Here is a 13,291-nt window from a genome sequence, read left to right on the forward strand (position 1 = left end):
CTAAAACTTTGTAAATCTTAAATCAAAGCTTACGCCTTTTTCTTTCCGCTTTTAAAAGTGACAACTCTCTACTAGTTTGTCCAGCAACAGAAGTGTTTTCTTCTGCTCTTCTTATTAAATATGGCATCACATCTTTAACAGGACCAAAAGGAATGTATTTAGCCACATTGTAACCTTCTGCAGCCAAGTTAAAACTAATATGGTCACTCATACCATATAATTGCCCAAACCACACATTATTATCTTCTTTTGAGATGTTAAGAGCCTCCATCATTTCTAAAGCTAAATAGCAACTAGCTTCATTATGTGTACCAATAAATACGGAAATCTCTTTTAAATTATTAAGACTATAACTTAAAGTCTCATTAAAATTGTCATCAGTAGCCTTTTTATTTTCACAAATTGGAGAATCGTACCCTTTATCTAAAGCTCTTTCTCGCTCTTTTTCCATATATGCTCCCCTAACTATCTTCATGCCAATTTTAAAACCTTCAGTCTTTGCACGCTGATGTAATTGTTTTAAATAATCTAAACGATCCCATCTGTATAATTGCAGAGTATTATAAACTACTGTTACATCTTTATTATAACGGCGCATCATCTCTTCTACCAAATCATCGGCTGCAGTTTGCATCCAACTCTCTTCACCATCAATTAAAACTTCTACATCCTTTTCTTTTGCAAGTTTACAAACTGTGTCAAAACGAACTACTATTCTATTCCACTCAGCTTCTTCTTCTAAAGTTAGCTCAATACCTTCAGTTTTTTTCTGATATAATAAAAAACGACCAAAACCTGTTGGCTTAAACACCACTATTGGCATCGCTTCTCTTTCATCACAGAAATTAATGATCTTTAATATTTTCTCTAAAGCATTATCAAATTGATTTTCTACAGATTTACCCTCTACAGAATAATCTAAAACAGAAGAAACCCGTTCTGTATATAATTTATCTATAACAGACAAACAATCGTCTTCATTTACTCCTCCACAAAAATGATCAAAAACAGTAGCACGTATAAGCTTTTCAACAGGCAAATGAGCTTTTAACGCAAAATTAGTTGCTGCAGTTCCAATACGAACTAAAGGTTCAGAAGAAATCATTTTAAACAAAAAATAGGCACGTTCTAGTTCAGAATCTGACTTTAATGTAAAAGCCGTAGCTGTGTTTTCAAAAAGAGAGTGATTAATCATTAGCTAAATAATATATCTGCAAATATATTTATTATTAGCTTTACTTTTTTTTAAAAAAAGGAAGTATTTTCACATCAAAATCTAGATAAGATCTATCATGAAGTCAATTTCAACAAATAATGCTACTGTATTTTTTAATTCTGAAGTATATTCAGAGCTAAACAACTATATAAAAACAAATAAACCTTCCAAGATATTTATACTTGTAGATACCAATACACATGATTATTGTTTGCCTAAATTTTTAGAACGCCTAGAGTCTGGCCAAATTAACATTGAAGTAATGGAGATGCCTAATGGAGAAGAACATAAAACTATTGATATCTGTACAGGTGTTTGGGAAGCTTTATCAGAATATAATGCGGATCGTAAAAGCATCTTAATAAATTTAGGAGGCGGAGTTGTTACGGATTTAGGGGGTTTTGTTGCAAGTACATATATGAGAGGTATTACTTATATCAATATACCAACATCATTATTAGCTATGGTAGATGCTTCTGTTGGTGGAAAAACAGGAGTCGATTTAGGATCCTTAAAAAACCAAATTGGTGTAATCAATGAAGGTGAAATAGTTGGTGTAGACACCTCTTTTTTAGATACACTTCCTCAAAACGAAATGGTTTCAGGCTTTGCGGAAATGCTAAAACATGGTTTAATTTACGATAAAGCCTATTGGAATACCTTAACTAATTTAGAAAAATTAGATCTTTCAGATTTAGACCAACTAATTTACGATTCTATTGTTATAAAAAACAAAGTCGTTACATCCGATCCAAAAGAATTAGGCTTAAGAAAAATATTAAATTTTGGACACACACTAGGGCATGCCATAGAAAGTTATTTTTTAGAAAATGCTGACAAAACACCTTTATTACATGGAGAAGCTGTTGCTATTGGCATGTTGTTAGAAACGTATTTATCTACTAAGATTTGTGGTTTAAGCAATCAAGAATTAGAACTAATTACAGAAGGTATTTTAAAAACATTCTCTAAAGTAGAAATAAATAAAAATGATCAAAAACACATCATTGATTTGCTACAATACGACAAAAAAAATAGTCATGGCATCGTAAAATTTGTGCTACTTGAGGCAATAGGAGAGCCAAAAACAGATTGCATTGTTAGCAACACACTTATTGAAGAAGCTTTTGATTATTACGCAAGTTAAAAGTAACGCTCAGTGATCACTTGGTTGTGATGATTTTCATGACCTGTTAAAATATAAGCTATGGCTCTTACAGAAATTGGAGAACCACTCGCCTCACCTATTTGCGCTAAAGCCTCAACATCAAAACTATTAAACAATGCAATAGATGCTTGTCTTACCGCTTTGTATTCATCTAAGATACTCTCTAAAGAACGTTTAGAGGCTTTAGCCGTTACAGCAAAATCATCTTGCTCATAACCTGGTAAAGGTGTTGTATCTTGCCTTGCTATACGTAAAGCTCTATAAGTGAATATACGCTCAGTATCAATAATATGAAGTAATACATCTTTTACAGTCCATTTACCTTCTGCATAAGAATAATCATGCTTTGATTCAGGAATACTGTTATAAAAGGACACTACTGACTTCAAATTTTGATTTAAACCTTCAATAATATTTACATCAGTCGCATTATCTATATATAGCTTATAGTAAGGATTAAATTCATTAGAATTTAGACCATTAGAAATCATAGTTTATAAATTTAAAAAGCCCTTATTAAATATAGTAAGGGCTTTTGTGTATCGTATAATGAATTAATTACAACTCATTAAAAATGGTATGCATTAATCGTTTTTTGTCATTTAAGCTTTCTTCTAAAGAAATCATAGTTTCTGTTCTGTAAACACCTTCAATATCATCTAACAAAAAGATAATATCCTTAGCATGCATAGTGTCTTTAGCTCTAATCTTACAAAAGATATTAAATTTACCCGTAGTAATATGAGCAACTGTTACATAAGGAATATTATAGATACGTTCTAAAACAAATTTTGTTTGAGATGTATTTTGAAGATAAACACCCACATAAGCGATGAATGAATAATCAAGTTTTTGATAGTCTAAAGTTAAAGAAGAGCCCTTAATAATGCCAGCTTCTTCCATTTTCTTAACACGTACATGAACTGTACCTGCAGAAATCAATAATTTCTTTGCTATATCAGTGAAAGGTATACGTGTATTATCAATAAGCATATCAAGTATTTGATGATCTACTTCGTCTAATTTAAATTTTGCCATAATTATATAATCTTTAAGGTAAACGCAAAAATAAGACATTTAATTTAACGATTATGTATTTTAAATGAATTATTTTAGGGTTTTAGTGATATTCTTTCATTATTCAATATTACGAAATCGATTTCGCTACCTATAATTAACATAGAATTTTCTGTCATTTCAACAGTGGCGCTATTTGCGTCAATTTCTTTGTGTCCATATTTATTGTTTAATAAAGAAATATCTGCAATTTTTGGACTAAAATGTACTTTGTCATTTTTTAAAACCTCTTTATATTGAATTGCAATATCAACACAATCAGAATCTGTATCTTTTAGCTTTGCATTCCTAATAATGATATCGTAAAAACATTTTCCATTTTCAGGAATATCAAAATAAGCTTTATAATCAATGTTATTTGTGCCGTTAGTAATAGAATTAATACCTTTTAAAATAGCAATAAACATTAGACGCCTTACCTCTTCCCTATCATAATCATTCGCAAAATGACCAGCTTCATATAATAACGTGGGTACTCCAAAATTCTGAAAGGTGTCTCCAACGCAATTCAAATTAAACCCATCATCATAACGACCTATACCGTTAGGAATCTCAGTTTGCAATGCTGCATTTACTTCTGTAATGATCGCCATAGCTACTTTTCTATTAGAAGTTAATGTGCGTTCTAAGTCTTGTGCTGGTGATAAAAACGAAAGTGTAGCAACGTTATTGGTTTCTCCTACACTAAAAATAGTACGCTGTCCATGAAGATTAAAACAATAATTAGGTTTAAAATTATTATACACATCTCTTAAAACGTTACTTTCTGGCTGCGATAAATCTTGTGCATCTCTATTTAAATCTACCAGGTTGGCATTTATACGTGTATACTTTTCTGCTCCATCAGGGTTTAATATAGGAATAACAATTAAAGTACATTTATCAAGAATATGTTCTGTGATCTCACTCTTGTTTTCAAATACATTAAAACAATCAAAAAGAGCTTTAGTCGATGTAGATTCGTTACCATGCATTTGAGACCAAAGTAAAATTTTGATTGGACCTTTACCAAATTTGAAACTGTAAATTGGTCGTTCTTCAACCGAATAACCAATCGTGGAAATTATCGATTTAGGAAATTTATTGAAACATTTTTCAATGTGAGAATTGGTAATGTATCGACCAAATAATTCGGGTACTTTCATCTCAGAAAATACTCCATTCAAAAGCTCTAAATTCATATTGTAATTTTGATGTTACAAATGTAATCATTTGATTTTTTACAATTGTAAACAGTTAGATTTCTCAAATGTGTTACAATATTAAACAAAAACAAACTTCTCACTTGAGCAATTGAGACTTAAGAAAACCAAAAGAACAATCGAAATATTTTATAATATTTAAAATATTTAAAATCAGCATATTAATCACATTTATCAAACTAAAAATTTAATAAAAAATAATCATATACCAACTAAGTTGCGCGTATATTAATACTATTTGTTACATTTGTAACGTTATATATTTAAACTGATAGTTTACAATGATAAACTCACCCAAATTTACAGAACGACTACAAAAAGTGATTGAATTTTACAGCGAAACAGCATCTAGTTTTGCTGAAAAAATTGGTGTACAACGTTCTAGTATTTCACATATTTTATCTGGTAGAAATAAGCCAAGTTTAGACTTTGTAATGAAAGTGCTTAACTCCTATCCTGAAGTTGAGTTGTATTGGCTAATGAATGGCAAAGGAAATTTTCCTAATACAACTAAAACATCAGAAGCACCTGTTTCTAGTTCACCTAAGTCAATTTCTAAACCAGTAACGGCAATCTCAAAAATAGATGCCATTCCTAATTCTGATTCTGATATCGAAAAAATTGTCATTTTTTATAAAGACGGCACTTTTAAGAGTTACCATCCGTAATTTCTATTAGGCTATTTGTTATCTTTGTAAAAAGATTAAAATGAAAGTCTTATCTGCACTATTATTATTGATGTTATTAACGAGCTGCTATTCTATTGAAAGAGAATGTTCGGATTTTAAAACAGGTACTTTTGAGTTTTCCTATATTATTGATGGCGTTGAGCAAACAAGTAGATTCAAAAGAACAGAAAATTACAATATAGACTATCATAATGGTGTCGCAGATTCTTCTTCTTTACGCTGGATAAACGATTGTGAATTCATCCTTAAAAAGCTACATCCTACAAGCAATTCAGAAAAAGATGCCATTCACATGAAAATTTTGTCTACTACTGAAAACTCATATACATTTGAATATAAACTTGCTGCAAAAAGACCAAATAAACCTTTGAATGTTGAAAAAGGAGTGGCAATTAAAATAGATTAGCCTTATGCTTGATTTTCTTCTAACTTCTGATGCTATAATGGCATTATTAACTTTGACTTTTCTAGAAATTATACTTGGCATAGATAATATTGTATTTATTTCTATTGCTGCAAATAAATTACCAGAACATCAAAGAGGTAAAGCTACTAACGTTGGGTTGCTTCTTGCTATGATACAACGTATTATTTTATTATTCTTTGTGTCTTTTTTAGTTGGGCTAAGCGAGCCTTTCTATTCTATTAAAACGAGCTGGTTATCAATAGGGATTAGTTGGCAGGCAATAATATTATTTGCAGGAGGTATGTTCTTAATTTATAAAAGCACATCTGAAATTAGAGAAAAAGTAGAAAATCCTTCTCATGATGAAGATCAAGTAAAGTCTAAACCAATAAAATCACTGAGTAATGCTGTTGTTCAGATAATGGTGATTGATTTTATTTTTTCAATAGACTCAATTCTTACAGCTGTAGGTATGACTAATGGCTTACATCCTAATCATAACTGCACACTTATACTAATGATTATAGCTGTAATAATTTCAATTGGCATAATGATAGGCTTTGCAAACCCAATAAGAAAATTTATTGACACCCATCCAAGTATTCAAATCTTAGGACTAGCCTTTTTAATTTTAATAGGTTTTATGCTTATCACAGAAGCTGCTCACTTATCCGAAACAGAAATATTTGGAAAAACCGTTGGAGCGATTCCTAAAGGTTACTTGTATTTTGCAATTGCATTTTCAATTTTTGTTGAATTTATTAATTTCAAAACTGTTAAAAAGAAATCTTAACAAATATGAAACCATCAAAAATTATATTCTTAAAATAGCGTCACCTGCCCTTTATCATCAATTTCTAGATCATCATCATCTCCATCTTCATTCTTAATCGAAGTCTTTGGTTTAGATTCATTTTTAGTACTTTCAACACTAGTTTCTGAAGTCTTTACAGTTTCCTCATCCACAACTTCTAATTCATCTGCATGCACTTCTTCAGGTGCCTCATAAGGCAAAGAATCCAATAGGCTAATTTGATTTATCTTATCTTTAGTTAGTTGATTACCTAAAGCATTGATACCCTTTACCGAAATAAACTCTTCAAGATTAACTTCCATATTAGGTTTACGCTCTTTACCACGTTCTTTGGTAAATTCTACATCTGCAACTGGCCTCCAATCTGTAGAAACAATCTCTAATTGTGAATCTGCATGATCAGAAATAAATAATTCCTCTTTTCCTTCTTGCTCAATTAAAAAACGCTTAACATAATAACGCTCTTTTTCACCATCATAATAAATAGCCGAAATTGGTTTTTTAGGATTCCATTTTTCTAAAACAATCATATCACTATCAAAATGGGTGGACAATTCTGGGATGATACATTTAACTATTCCAGATTGATTTATTATAAGCAACCTATCTTCTCCTCTAAATTCACCAATCAGCTCGCCTCTTTCGTCAACATTTAATCGCTGAACCGTATCATCAAACCAAATTTTACGAGGTTTAAGTGTAGATACACCTCTTTCTTTTAACTCAACACGTTTAATAGCGTGCTTAGTTACTCGATTACCTTTAGAGGTTCTTCCTTTTATTAGAACATCTGCAAAATCTAAATCCCATTTCAATTTTTTTATACCACCTACTTGACGTAACAAAATAGTAACTACTTCAGCTTCTCCATTTGGATTAGCAGAAAAATACCAAAGCGCAGAACCTTTGCTTCCGTTGGTTAGATCATATTCTCTATCTCTAGTCATACTAGTTACCGCAAATCGTTTTACATAAGACGGTCCACCTTTACCATCGCGATAAATCATATTATAAACGGTACGTTTATCCTTTTTCTTAAAGACAGCTACATGGATAATATTCTTACCAATAAAAGTTTTAGAATCCACTTTGGTTACCATCATAACACCATCGTTGGTAAACACAATAATATCATCAATATCACTACAATCGCAGACATACTCGTCTCGTTTTAATGCAGTACCAATAAAGCCCTCTTCCCTATTAACATAGAGCTTTGTGTTTCTAATAACAACCTTTGTAGCATCTACATCTTCAAAAATTCTTATTTCCGTTTTACGCTCTTTTCCTTCCCCATATTCTTTTTTTAATCTTTCGAAATATGCTATAGAATAATCGATTAAATTGGCTAAGTGATGTTTTACTTCAGCTATTTGATCTTCTAAAGCATCAATTTTTTGCTGTGCTTTATCAATATCAAATTTAGAAATACGCTTAATTCTAATTTCTGTTAAACGTGTAATATCTTCAACAGTAATAGCACGTTTTAAATGTTTTATGTGCGGCTGAAGTCCTTTGTCGATGGCTTTAATTACTCCATCCCAAGTTTCTTCTTCTTCAATATCTCGATAGATTCTTTTTTCAATAAAAATACGTTCTAACGAAGCAAAATGCCATTGCTCTTGAAACTCACCAAGTCTTATTTCTAATTCACTCTTAAGAAGCTGAACTGTATTATCTGTTGAGCGACGTAACATTTCAGTTACTCCAACAAAATACGGTTTGTTATCTTCAATAACACATCCTAAAGGTGAAATTGAAGTTTCACAACTTGTAAAAGCATAAAGTGCATCTATGGTTTTATCTGGAGATAAGCCAGAAGGTAAATGAATTAAGATTTCTACTTCTGCAGCTGTATTATCTTCAATTTTCTTAATCTTAATTTTCCCTTTATCATTCGCTTTAAGAATAGAATCGATAAGAGAAGACGTTGTTGTGCCAAAAGGAATCTCTGTTATGACAAGAGTATTCTTATCTCGTTGAGAAATTTGTGCTCTCACCCTAACTTTTCCTCCTCTTAAGCCATCATTATAATTGGTGAAATCTGCAATTCCTGCCGTTGGGAAGTCTGGCAAAATAGTAAATCGTTTACCTTTAAGATGTTTTACAGAGGCATCAATAAGCTCTATAAAATTGTGAGGCAAAATTTTTGTAGATAAACCTACTGCAATACCTTCTCCTCCTTGCGCAAGAAGCAAAGGAAACATTACGGGTAAATTTATTGGTTCTTTACGTCTACCATCATAAGACGCTTGCCATTCTGTAATTTTAGGATTATAAACAACGTCTATGGCAAATTTAGATAAACGCGCTTCAATGTAACGCGAAGCTGCCGCTCTATCACCTGTTAATATATTTCCCCAGTTTCCTTGAGTGTCTATTAGCAAATCTTTCTGACCAATTTGTACCATAGCATCTGCAATACTGGCATCTCCATGCGGATGGTACTGCATAGTATGACCAACAATATTAGCGACTTTATTGTAGCGTCCATCGTCTAAATCTTTCATAGAATGCATTATACGACGTTGCACAGGCTTAAAACCGTCTTCAATAGCTGGTACCGCACGTTCTAAGATTACATAAGATGCATAATCTAAAAACCATTCTTTGTACATTCCGGTAACCTTTGTAATCGTTTCTTGGCTACCATTATCTTCATTTAACAACTCTTCATGTTCTTCTGACATCTATCCTTCTTTATGCTTTATATTTTCTTTTAAAATTTTGCGTAATGATTGTTTTACGTACTTCAATTTCTTTTGTTTTAAAAGTGTAATATTAAATCGCTCTTTAGTAAATGAACCATCACTATTTTCTATCGCAATCACTAAAACTCTATAAAACAAATAATTGTGAATTTTAAAACCTATTAATTTGTGCTTAGATATTTCTACTTTGTTTTCTCTGTAATTAATAAAATCCGTTAAGATTAATCCGCTATTAGTAATCACAATTTTAGCGCCATCACTATCGTACTCAAAAAATCTTGCTATGAAGTGAACAACGACTACCGCTAACACTAAGCCTAGTAAAACAAATATTGAACTTCCTTCAAATAAGTCTATAGAATTAAAAACGGTAGCTAGCAAACCTGCAGCAACTACTAATAAAAAATAGATTGAAATTATAGTATTTTTTACTTTTCGGTTATCTGTTCTCATAATGTATCTTCAACAACATCTAATTCAACTTTTAGATTGTCAATTATAAATTCTTGACGCGTAGGTGTATTTTTACCCATATAAAAAGATAATAATTCTTCAATAGACATATCTTTATCTAACATTACTGGATCTAAACGAATATCTTCACCTATGAAATGTACAAATTCATCTGGTGAAATCTCACCTAAACCTTTAAATCGAGTGATTTCTGGTTTTGGTTTTAATTTCTCCATTGCATTTCTTCGCTCTTCTTCAGAATAGCAATAAATAGTTTCCTTCTTATTTCTAACTCTAAACAAAGGTGTTTGTAAAATATACAAATGACCATCTTTTATCACTTCCGGAAAAAATTGCAGGAAGAATGTTATTAATAATAGGCGAATATGCATACCATCGACATCAGCATCTGTTGCAATTACAACATTATTATAGCGCAAATCTTCTAGTGATTCTTCTATATTTAAAGCGGCTTGTAGTAAATTGAATTCTTCATTTTCATAAACAATTTTCTTACTTAGTCCATAACAATTTAAAGGCTTCCCCTTTAAACTAAAAACCGCTTGGGTGTTAACATCACGAGACTTTGTAATACTACCTGAAGCCGAATCTCCCTCTGTAATAAACAAAGTAGTATCTAAATAGCGTTCATTTTTTATATCTCCAAAATGCACACGACAATCACGCAGCTTTTTATTATGAAGACTTGCTTTCTTAGCTCTGTCCTTTGCTAATTTTCTAATACCAGACAATTCTTTACGCTCACGCTCTGCTTGAAGAATTTTACGTTGAATTTTTTCAGCAGAATCAGGATTCTTATGTAAAAAATTATCTAAATATTTCTTTACAAAATCGTTAATATAAGTTCTAACCGTTGGCAATTCGCCTCCCATATCTGTAGAACCTAATTTGGTCTTGGTCTGACTCTCAAAAACAGGCTCCATTACTTTAATCGCAATCGCAGCAACTACCGATTTTCTAATATCCGAAGCTTCGTAACTTTTACCATAAAATTCTCTTATGGTTTTAACCAAAGATTCTCTAAAAGCTGCTAAATGAGTTCCTCCTTGTGTGGTGTTTTGTCCATTGACAAATGAATGGTATTCTTCACTATACTGGGTTTTACTATGCGTAATCGCTATTTCTATATCATCCCCTTTAAGATGAATAATAGGATATAGCATATCTGACTCATTTATGTTTTCAGATAATAAATCCTTTAAGCCATTCTCACTAAAATATTTTTCGCCATTAAAAACTATGGTTAATCCTGGATTTAAATACACATAATTTTTAAGCATTTTAACGATGTACTCGTTTCTGTACTTGTATTTTTTAAAAATAATTTCATCTGGAATAAACGAAACTTTAGTTCCTTTTCTTCGTGATGTATCATCTAATAAATCTTGATTGGTAAGATTTCCTTGTTCAAATTCGGCAGAAGCAGATCTTCCATCTCTAGTAGATTCTACTCTAAAATAAGAAGACAATGCATTAACCGCTTTAGTACCTACACCATTTAAACCAACTGATTTTTTAAAAGCTTTAGAGTCGTACTTTCCACCTGTATTCATCTTAGAAACAACGTCTACCACTTTCCCTAATGGAATTCCTCGACCATAATCTCTAACAATAACGCGTTCGCCTTGTACAGAAATCTCAATGGTTTTACCTGCTCCCATTACATACTCATCTATTGAGTTGTCTAAAACTTCTTTAAGAAGAATATAAATACCATCATCTGGTGAAGAACCATCTCCTAATTTCCCGATATACATACCTGGTCGCATACGGATGTGTTCTTTCCAATCGAGTGAGCGTATATTATCTTCAGTATAACTAGACTGTTCTGACATAAAAGTTGGTAAAATTAAGATGAAATGCTAATATAAGACTATACCATAAAACATGAAATAAGGTTGGCGTAAAGTAATTAACAATAATATATTACAATGTTGAGAACATTGATGTTTTCCACTTTCAAACTTTAAACTTAATAATTTAGCATTTTCAACGCTAATTTATCCTGTTTTTTTGATGAGAATAAGTTTAACTTCAAAAAACCATAACATCTATAATTTATGTTACCTATAAAATAGAAAGAGTTCTAATCATTGAATAAACCAAACTAGAGGCTACTCTTTTTTATATAAAGACATAAATACACCTAACTGAGTATAGTTTTTAACCAACTTCCAATGGGTCATTATGTAATTTAATTCGTCGTCTTTTGTGTGATTTTCAATATTTGATAGTAATATATATTTATTAGATTGAATATTAAAACTAGCATAACGATCCGTTTCTTCTAACCTCTTAAACTCTGAATAATCACGCTGATTAAGTTTAATTCTTGTTCCAATATCAGAAGGGTTAATACCATTAGAATTTATATAGTGTTCCATTTGCTCTTCTACCTTATAAATATTTAAATAAGCTAATGAGCTGTCCCAAGATTGTGATAATGTTGGAGGATAAATCCAAAAATGCCCAAAAACTAACATAAGGACAACCAGCGTGTATATTAAGTTTTTTTTACCAACATTATAAAATGCTATTAAATTAACAAGCAGCATAATGGCTAGTAAATAACACACCATAAAATACCGATCTCCAAATGGATTAGAAAAAGGCACCATCCCAAAAAAATAAACCAACACAAACACAAAAAAGGCAACGATTATTCTATCTATTCTAACGTTCTTTTGGGTTTTATCTTTTAAATATTTAAACAACAATGGTATTAGGAATATAGCGATTATAAATCGTCCGTATTCAAGAAAAATTTTGACATAAACAATTATGTTTGTTAGAATTTGTTTTAAACCAACAGATTGTCTGTGCTCATTATAGTTTTCATTTTGGCTAATGATAAACCAACCTAATTTTTCATATTGAAAATAGCAAAATACAGCAAAAGTTAAAATAGCAAGCACATAACCTAAATACATAGGTTTCTTAAATTCAATTAATTTTAACCTCGTATATATAACGTGAATTATAGCAATAGCAATTACAATATAAATACCTCTAAGATTGGTGAATAATAAACCTGTTAATGCTAATGTAAATAATACTGATTTTGAACTAATAAGAGTATTTAAAGCCATTAAGGTAAAAAACAACAAAAGCATATCGTTGTTTAAATTTGTTGATTGAGCTATAAATGTAGGCTCTAAACACACTAAAAAAACAGCGAAAGCAGAAACCGTTTTTAAAAAATTATTTTTACATAGCGTAACAATTTGCCATACAACACCTATGTTAACTAGCAGTAATAATAATCTTGAAGACCAAAGTGCTTTATTAAATATGGTCCAAAAAACAGCTAATAAACCAATCCAAAGAGGTGGATGACCAGAATTATGTTCTGTGGGTACAATAAATTCTGAAAGTCCATGAGCATAAATCCAACTAGCACGACCAGATTTACTAACTGCATCCCAAAAAAAAGGTGTGTGTTTTAGTAGTAAAAATTCAACTACCAAGACACACACCAAAAGAAATAAAATCTGTTTAAAGCTTATTCTTTTTATATCGTTAATCATTTATGCA

12 protein-coding genes are annotated in these 13,291 nt (G+C 31.1%); 4 read left to right on the plus strand and 8 right to left on the minus strand.

The window, feature by feature from the left end; all coding sequences use genetic code 11:
* Positions 1–22 precede the first annotated feature (22 nt).
* On the minus strand, positions 23–1,195 hold the full coding sequence (locus ACJJVO_RS05325) for a proline dehydrogenase family protein (RefSeq protein ID WP_405571323.1): 1,173 nt from the start codon (positions 1,193–1,195) through the stop codon (positions 23–25).
* A 97-nt stretch (positions 1,196–1,292) separates the two neighbouring features.
* Here ACJJVO_RS05325 and aroB point away from each other — a divergent pair, with 97 nt between their 5' ends.
* Complete coding sequence (aroB, locus tag ACJJVO_RS05330) at positions 1,293–2,363, plus strand: 3-dehydroquinate synthase (RefSeq protein ID WP_405571326.1); 1,071 nt, start codon at positions 1,293–1,295, stop codon at positions 2,361–2,363.
* Here the strand turns inward: aroB and ACJJVO_RS05335 are convergent.
* From ACJJVO_RS05335 to ACJJVO_RS05345, 3 genes are all read right to left on the minus strand, one after another.
* Complete coding sequence (locus tag ACJJVO_RS05335) at positions 2,360–2,875, minus strand: DinB family protein (RefSeq protein WP_405571328.1); 516 nt, start codon at positions 2,873–2,875, stop codon at positions 2,360–2,362. The genes aroB and ACJJVO_RS05335 overlap by 4 nt on opposite strands.
* 67 nt (positions 2,876–2,942) lie before the next feature.
* Complete coding sequence (locus ACJJVO_RS05340) at positions 2,943–3,422, minus strand: Lrp/AsnC family transcriptional regulator (protein ID WP_405571331.1); 480 nt, start codon at positions 3,420–3,422, stop codon at positions 2,943–2,945.
* A gap of 74 nt (positions 3,423–3,496) precedes the next feature.
* On the minus strand, positions 3,497–4,642 hold the full coding sequence (locus tag ACJJVO_RS05345) for a M14 family zinc carboxypeptidase (RefSeq protein WP_405571333.1): 1,146 nt from the start codon (positions 4,640–4,642) through the stop codon (positions 3,497–3,499).
* A 302-nt stretch (positions 4,643–4,944) separates the two neighbouring features.
* Between ACJJVO_RS05345 and ACJJVO_RS05350 the strand changes: the two genes are divergently transcribed.
* The 3 genes from ACJJVO_RS05350 to ACJJVO_RS05360 are packed head-to-tail and all read left to right on the plus strand — an operon-like array spanning position 4,945 to position 6,551.
* On the plus strand, positions 4,945–5,331 hold the full coding sequence (locus tag ACJJVO_RS05350; protein WP_405571336.1) for a helix-turn-helix transcriptional regulator: 387 nt from the start codon (positions 4,945–4,947) through the stop codon (positions 5,329–5,331).
* A gap of 40 nt (positions 5,332–5,371) precedes the next feature.
* The gene (locus tag ACJJVO_RS05355) at positions 5,372–5,758 is read left to right on the plus strand and encodes a hypothetical protein (RefSeq protein WP_405571339.1); all 387 of its coding nucleotides are present in this window, start codon (positions 5,372–5,374) and stop codon (positions 5,756–5,758) included.
* Positions 5,759–5,762: 4 nt separating this feature from the next.
* Complete coding sequence (locus ACJJVO_RS05360; RefSeq protein ID WP_405571342.1) at positions 5,763–6,551, plus strand: TerC family protein; 789 nt, start codon at positions 5,763–5,765, stop codon at positions 6,549–6,551.
* 29 nt (positions 6,552–6,580) lie between these two features.
* Here the strand turns inward: ACJJVO_RS05360 and ACJJVO_RS05365 are convergent, their stop codons facing one another.
* The 4 genes from ACJJVO_RS05365 to ACJJVO_RS05380 all read right to left on the minus strand — a co-directional run bounded on the left by ACJJVO_RS05365 (position 6,581) and on the right by ACJJVO_RS05380 (position 13,284).
* Complete coding sequence (locus ACJJVO_RS05365; RefSeq protein WP_405571345.1) at positions 6,581–9,262, minus strand: DNA gyrase/topoisomerase IV subunit A; 2,682 nt, start codon at positions 9,260–9,262, stop codon at positions 6,581–6,583.
* Positions 9,263–9,736: a hypothetical protein gene (locus tag ACJJVO_RS05370; RefSeq protein WP_405571348.1), complete on the minus strand. Its 474-nt coding sequence runs from the start codon at positions 9,734–9,736 to the stop codon at positions 9,263–9,265.
* Positions 9,733–11,592 (minus strand): DNA topoisomerase IV subunit B, encoded by a 1,860-nt coding sequence (locus ACJJVO_RS05375; protein WP_405571351.1) that lies wholly within the window; start codon positions 11,590–11,592, stop codon positions 9,733–9,735. The genes ACJJVO_RS05370 and ACJJVO_RS05375 overlap by 4 nt, the downstream gene beginning before the upstream one ends.
* A 279-nt stretch (positions 11,593–11,871) precedes the next feature.
* Entirely contained in the window at positions 11,872–13,284 is a 1,413-nt protein-coding gene (locus ACJJVO_RS05380) for a hypothetical protein (protein ID WP_405571354.1), read from the minus strand.
* Positions 13,285–13,291: the final 7 nt, after the last annotated feature.

The sequence above is a fragment of the Winogradskyella sp. Asnod2-B02-A genome (assembly GCF_045063645.1).
GTDB lineage: Bacteria > Bacteroidota > Bacteroidia > Flavobacteriales > Flavobacteriaceae > Winogradskyella.

Coding starts and splice junctions, on each gene's coding strand:
- ACJJVO_RS05325 (WP_405571323.1), bottom strand. CDS start 1,195: ATGATTAATCACTCTCTTTTTGAAAACACAGCTACGGCTTTTACATTA.
- aroB (WP_405571326.1), top strand. CDS start 1,293: ATGAAGTCAATTTCAACAAATAATGCTACTGTATTTTTTAATTCTGAA.
- ACJJVO_RS05335 (WP_405571328.1), bottom strand. CDS start 2,875: ATGATTTCTAATGGTCTAAATTCTAATGAATTTAATCCTTACTATAAG.
- ACJJVO_RS05340 (WP_405571331.1), bottom strand. CDS start 3,422: ATGGCAAAATTTAAATTAGACGAAGTAGATCATCAAATACTTGATATG.
- ACJJVO_RS05345 (WP_405571333.1), bottom strand. CDS start 4,642: ATGAATTTAGAGCTTTTGAATGGAGTATTTTCTGAGATGAAAGTACCC.
- ACJJVO_RS05350 (WP_405571336.1), top strand. CDS start 4,945: ATGATAAACTCACCCAAATTTACAGAACGACTACAAAAAGTGATTGAA.
- ACJJVO_RS05355 (WP_405571339.1), top strand. CDS start 5,372: ATGAAAGTCTTATCTGCACTATTATTATTGATGTTATTAACGAGCTGC.
- ACJJVO_RS05360 (WP_405571342.1), top strand. CDS start 5,763: ATGCTTGATTTTCTTCTAACTTCTGATGCTATAATGGCATTATTAACT.
- ACJJVO_RS05365 (WP_405571345.1), bottom strand. CDS start 9,262: ATGTCAGAAGAACATGAAGAGTTGTTAAATGAAGATAATGGTAGCCAA.
- ACJJVO_RS05370 (WP_405571348.1), bottom strand. CDS start 9,736: ATGAGAACAGATAACCGAAAAGTAAAAAATACTATAATTTCAATCTAT.
- ACJJVO_RS05375 (WP_405571351.1), bottom strand. CDS start 11,592: ATGTCAGAACAGTCTAGTTATACTGAAGATAATATACGCTCACTCGAT.
- ACJJVO_RS05380 (WP_405571354.1), bottom strand. CDS start 13,284: ATGATTAACGATATAAAAAGAATAAGCTTTAAACAGATTTTATTTCTT.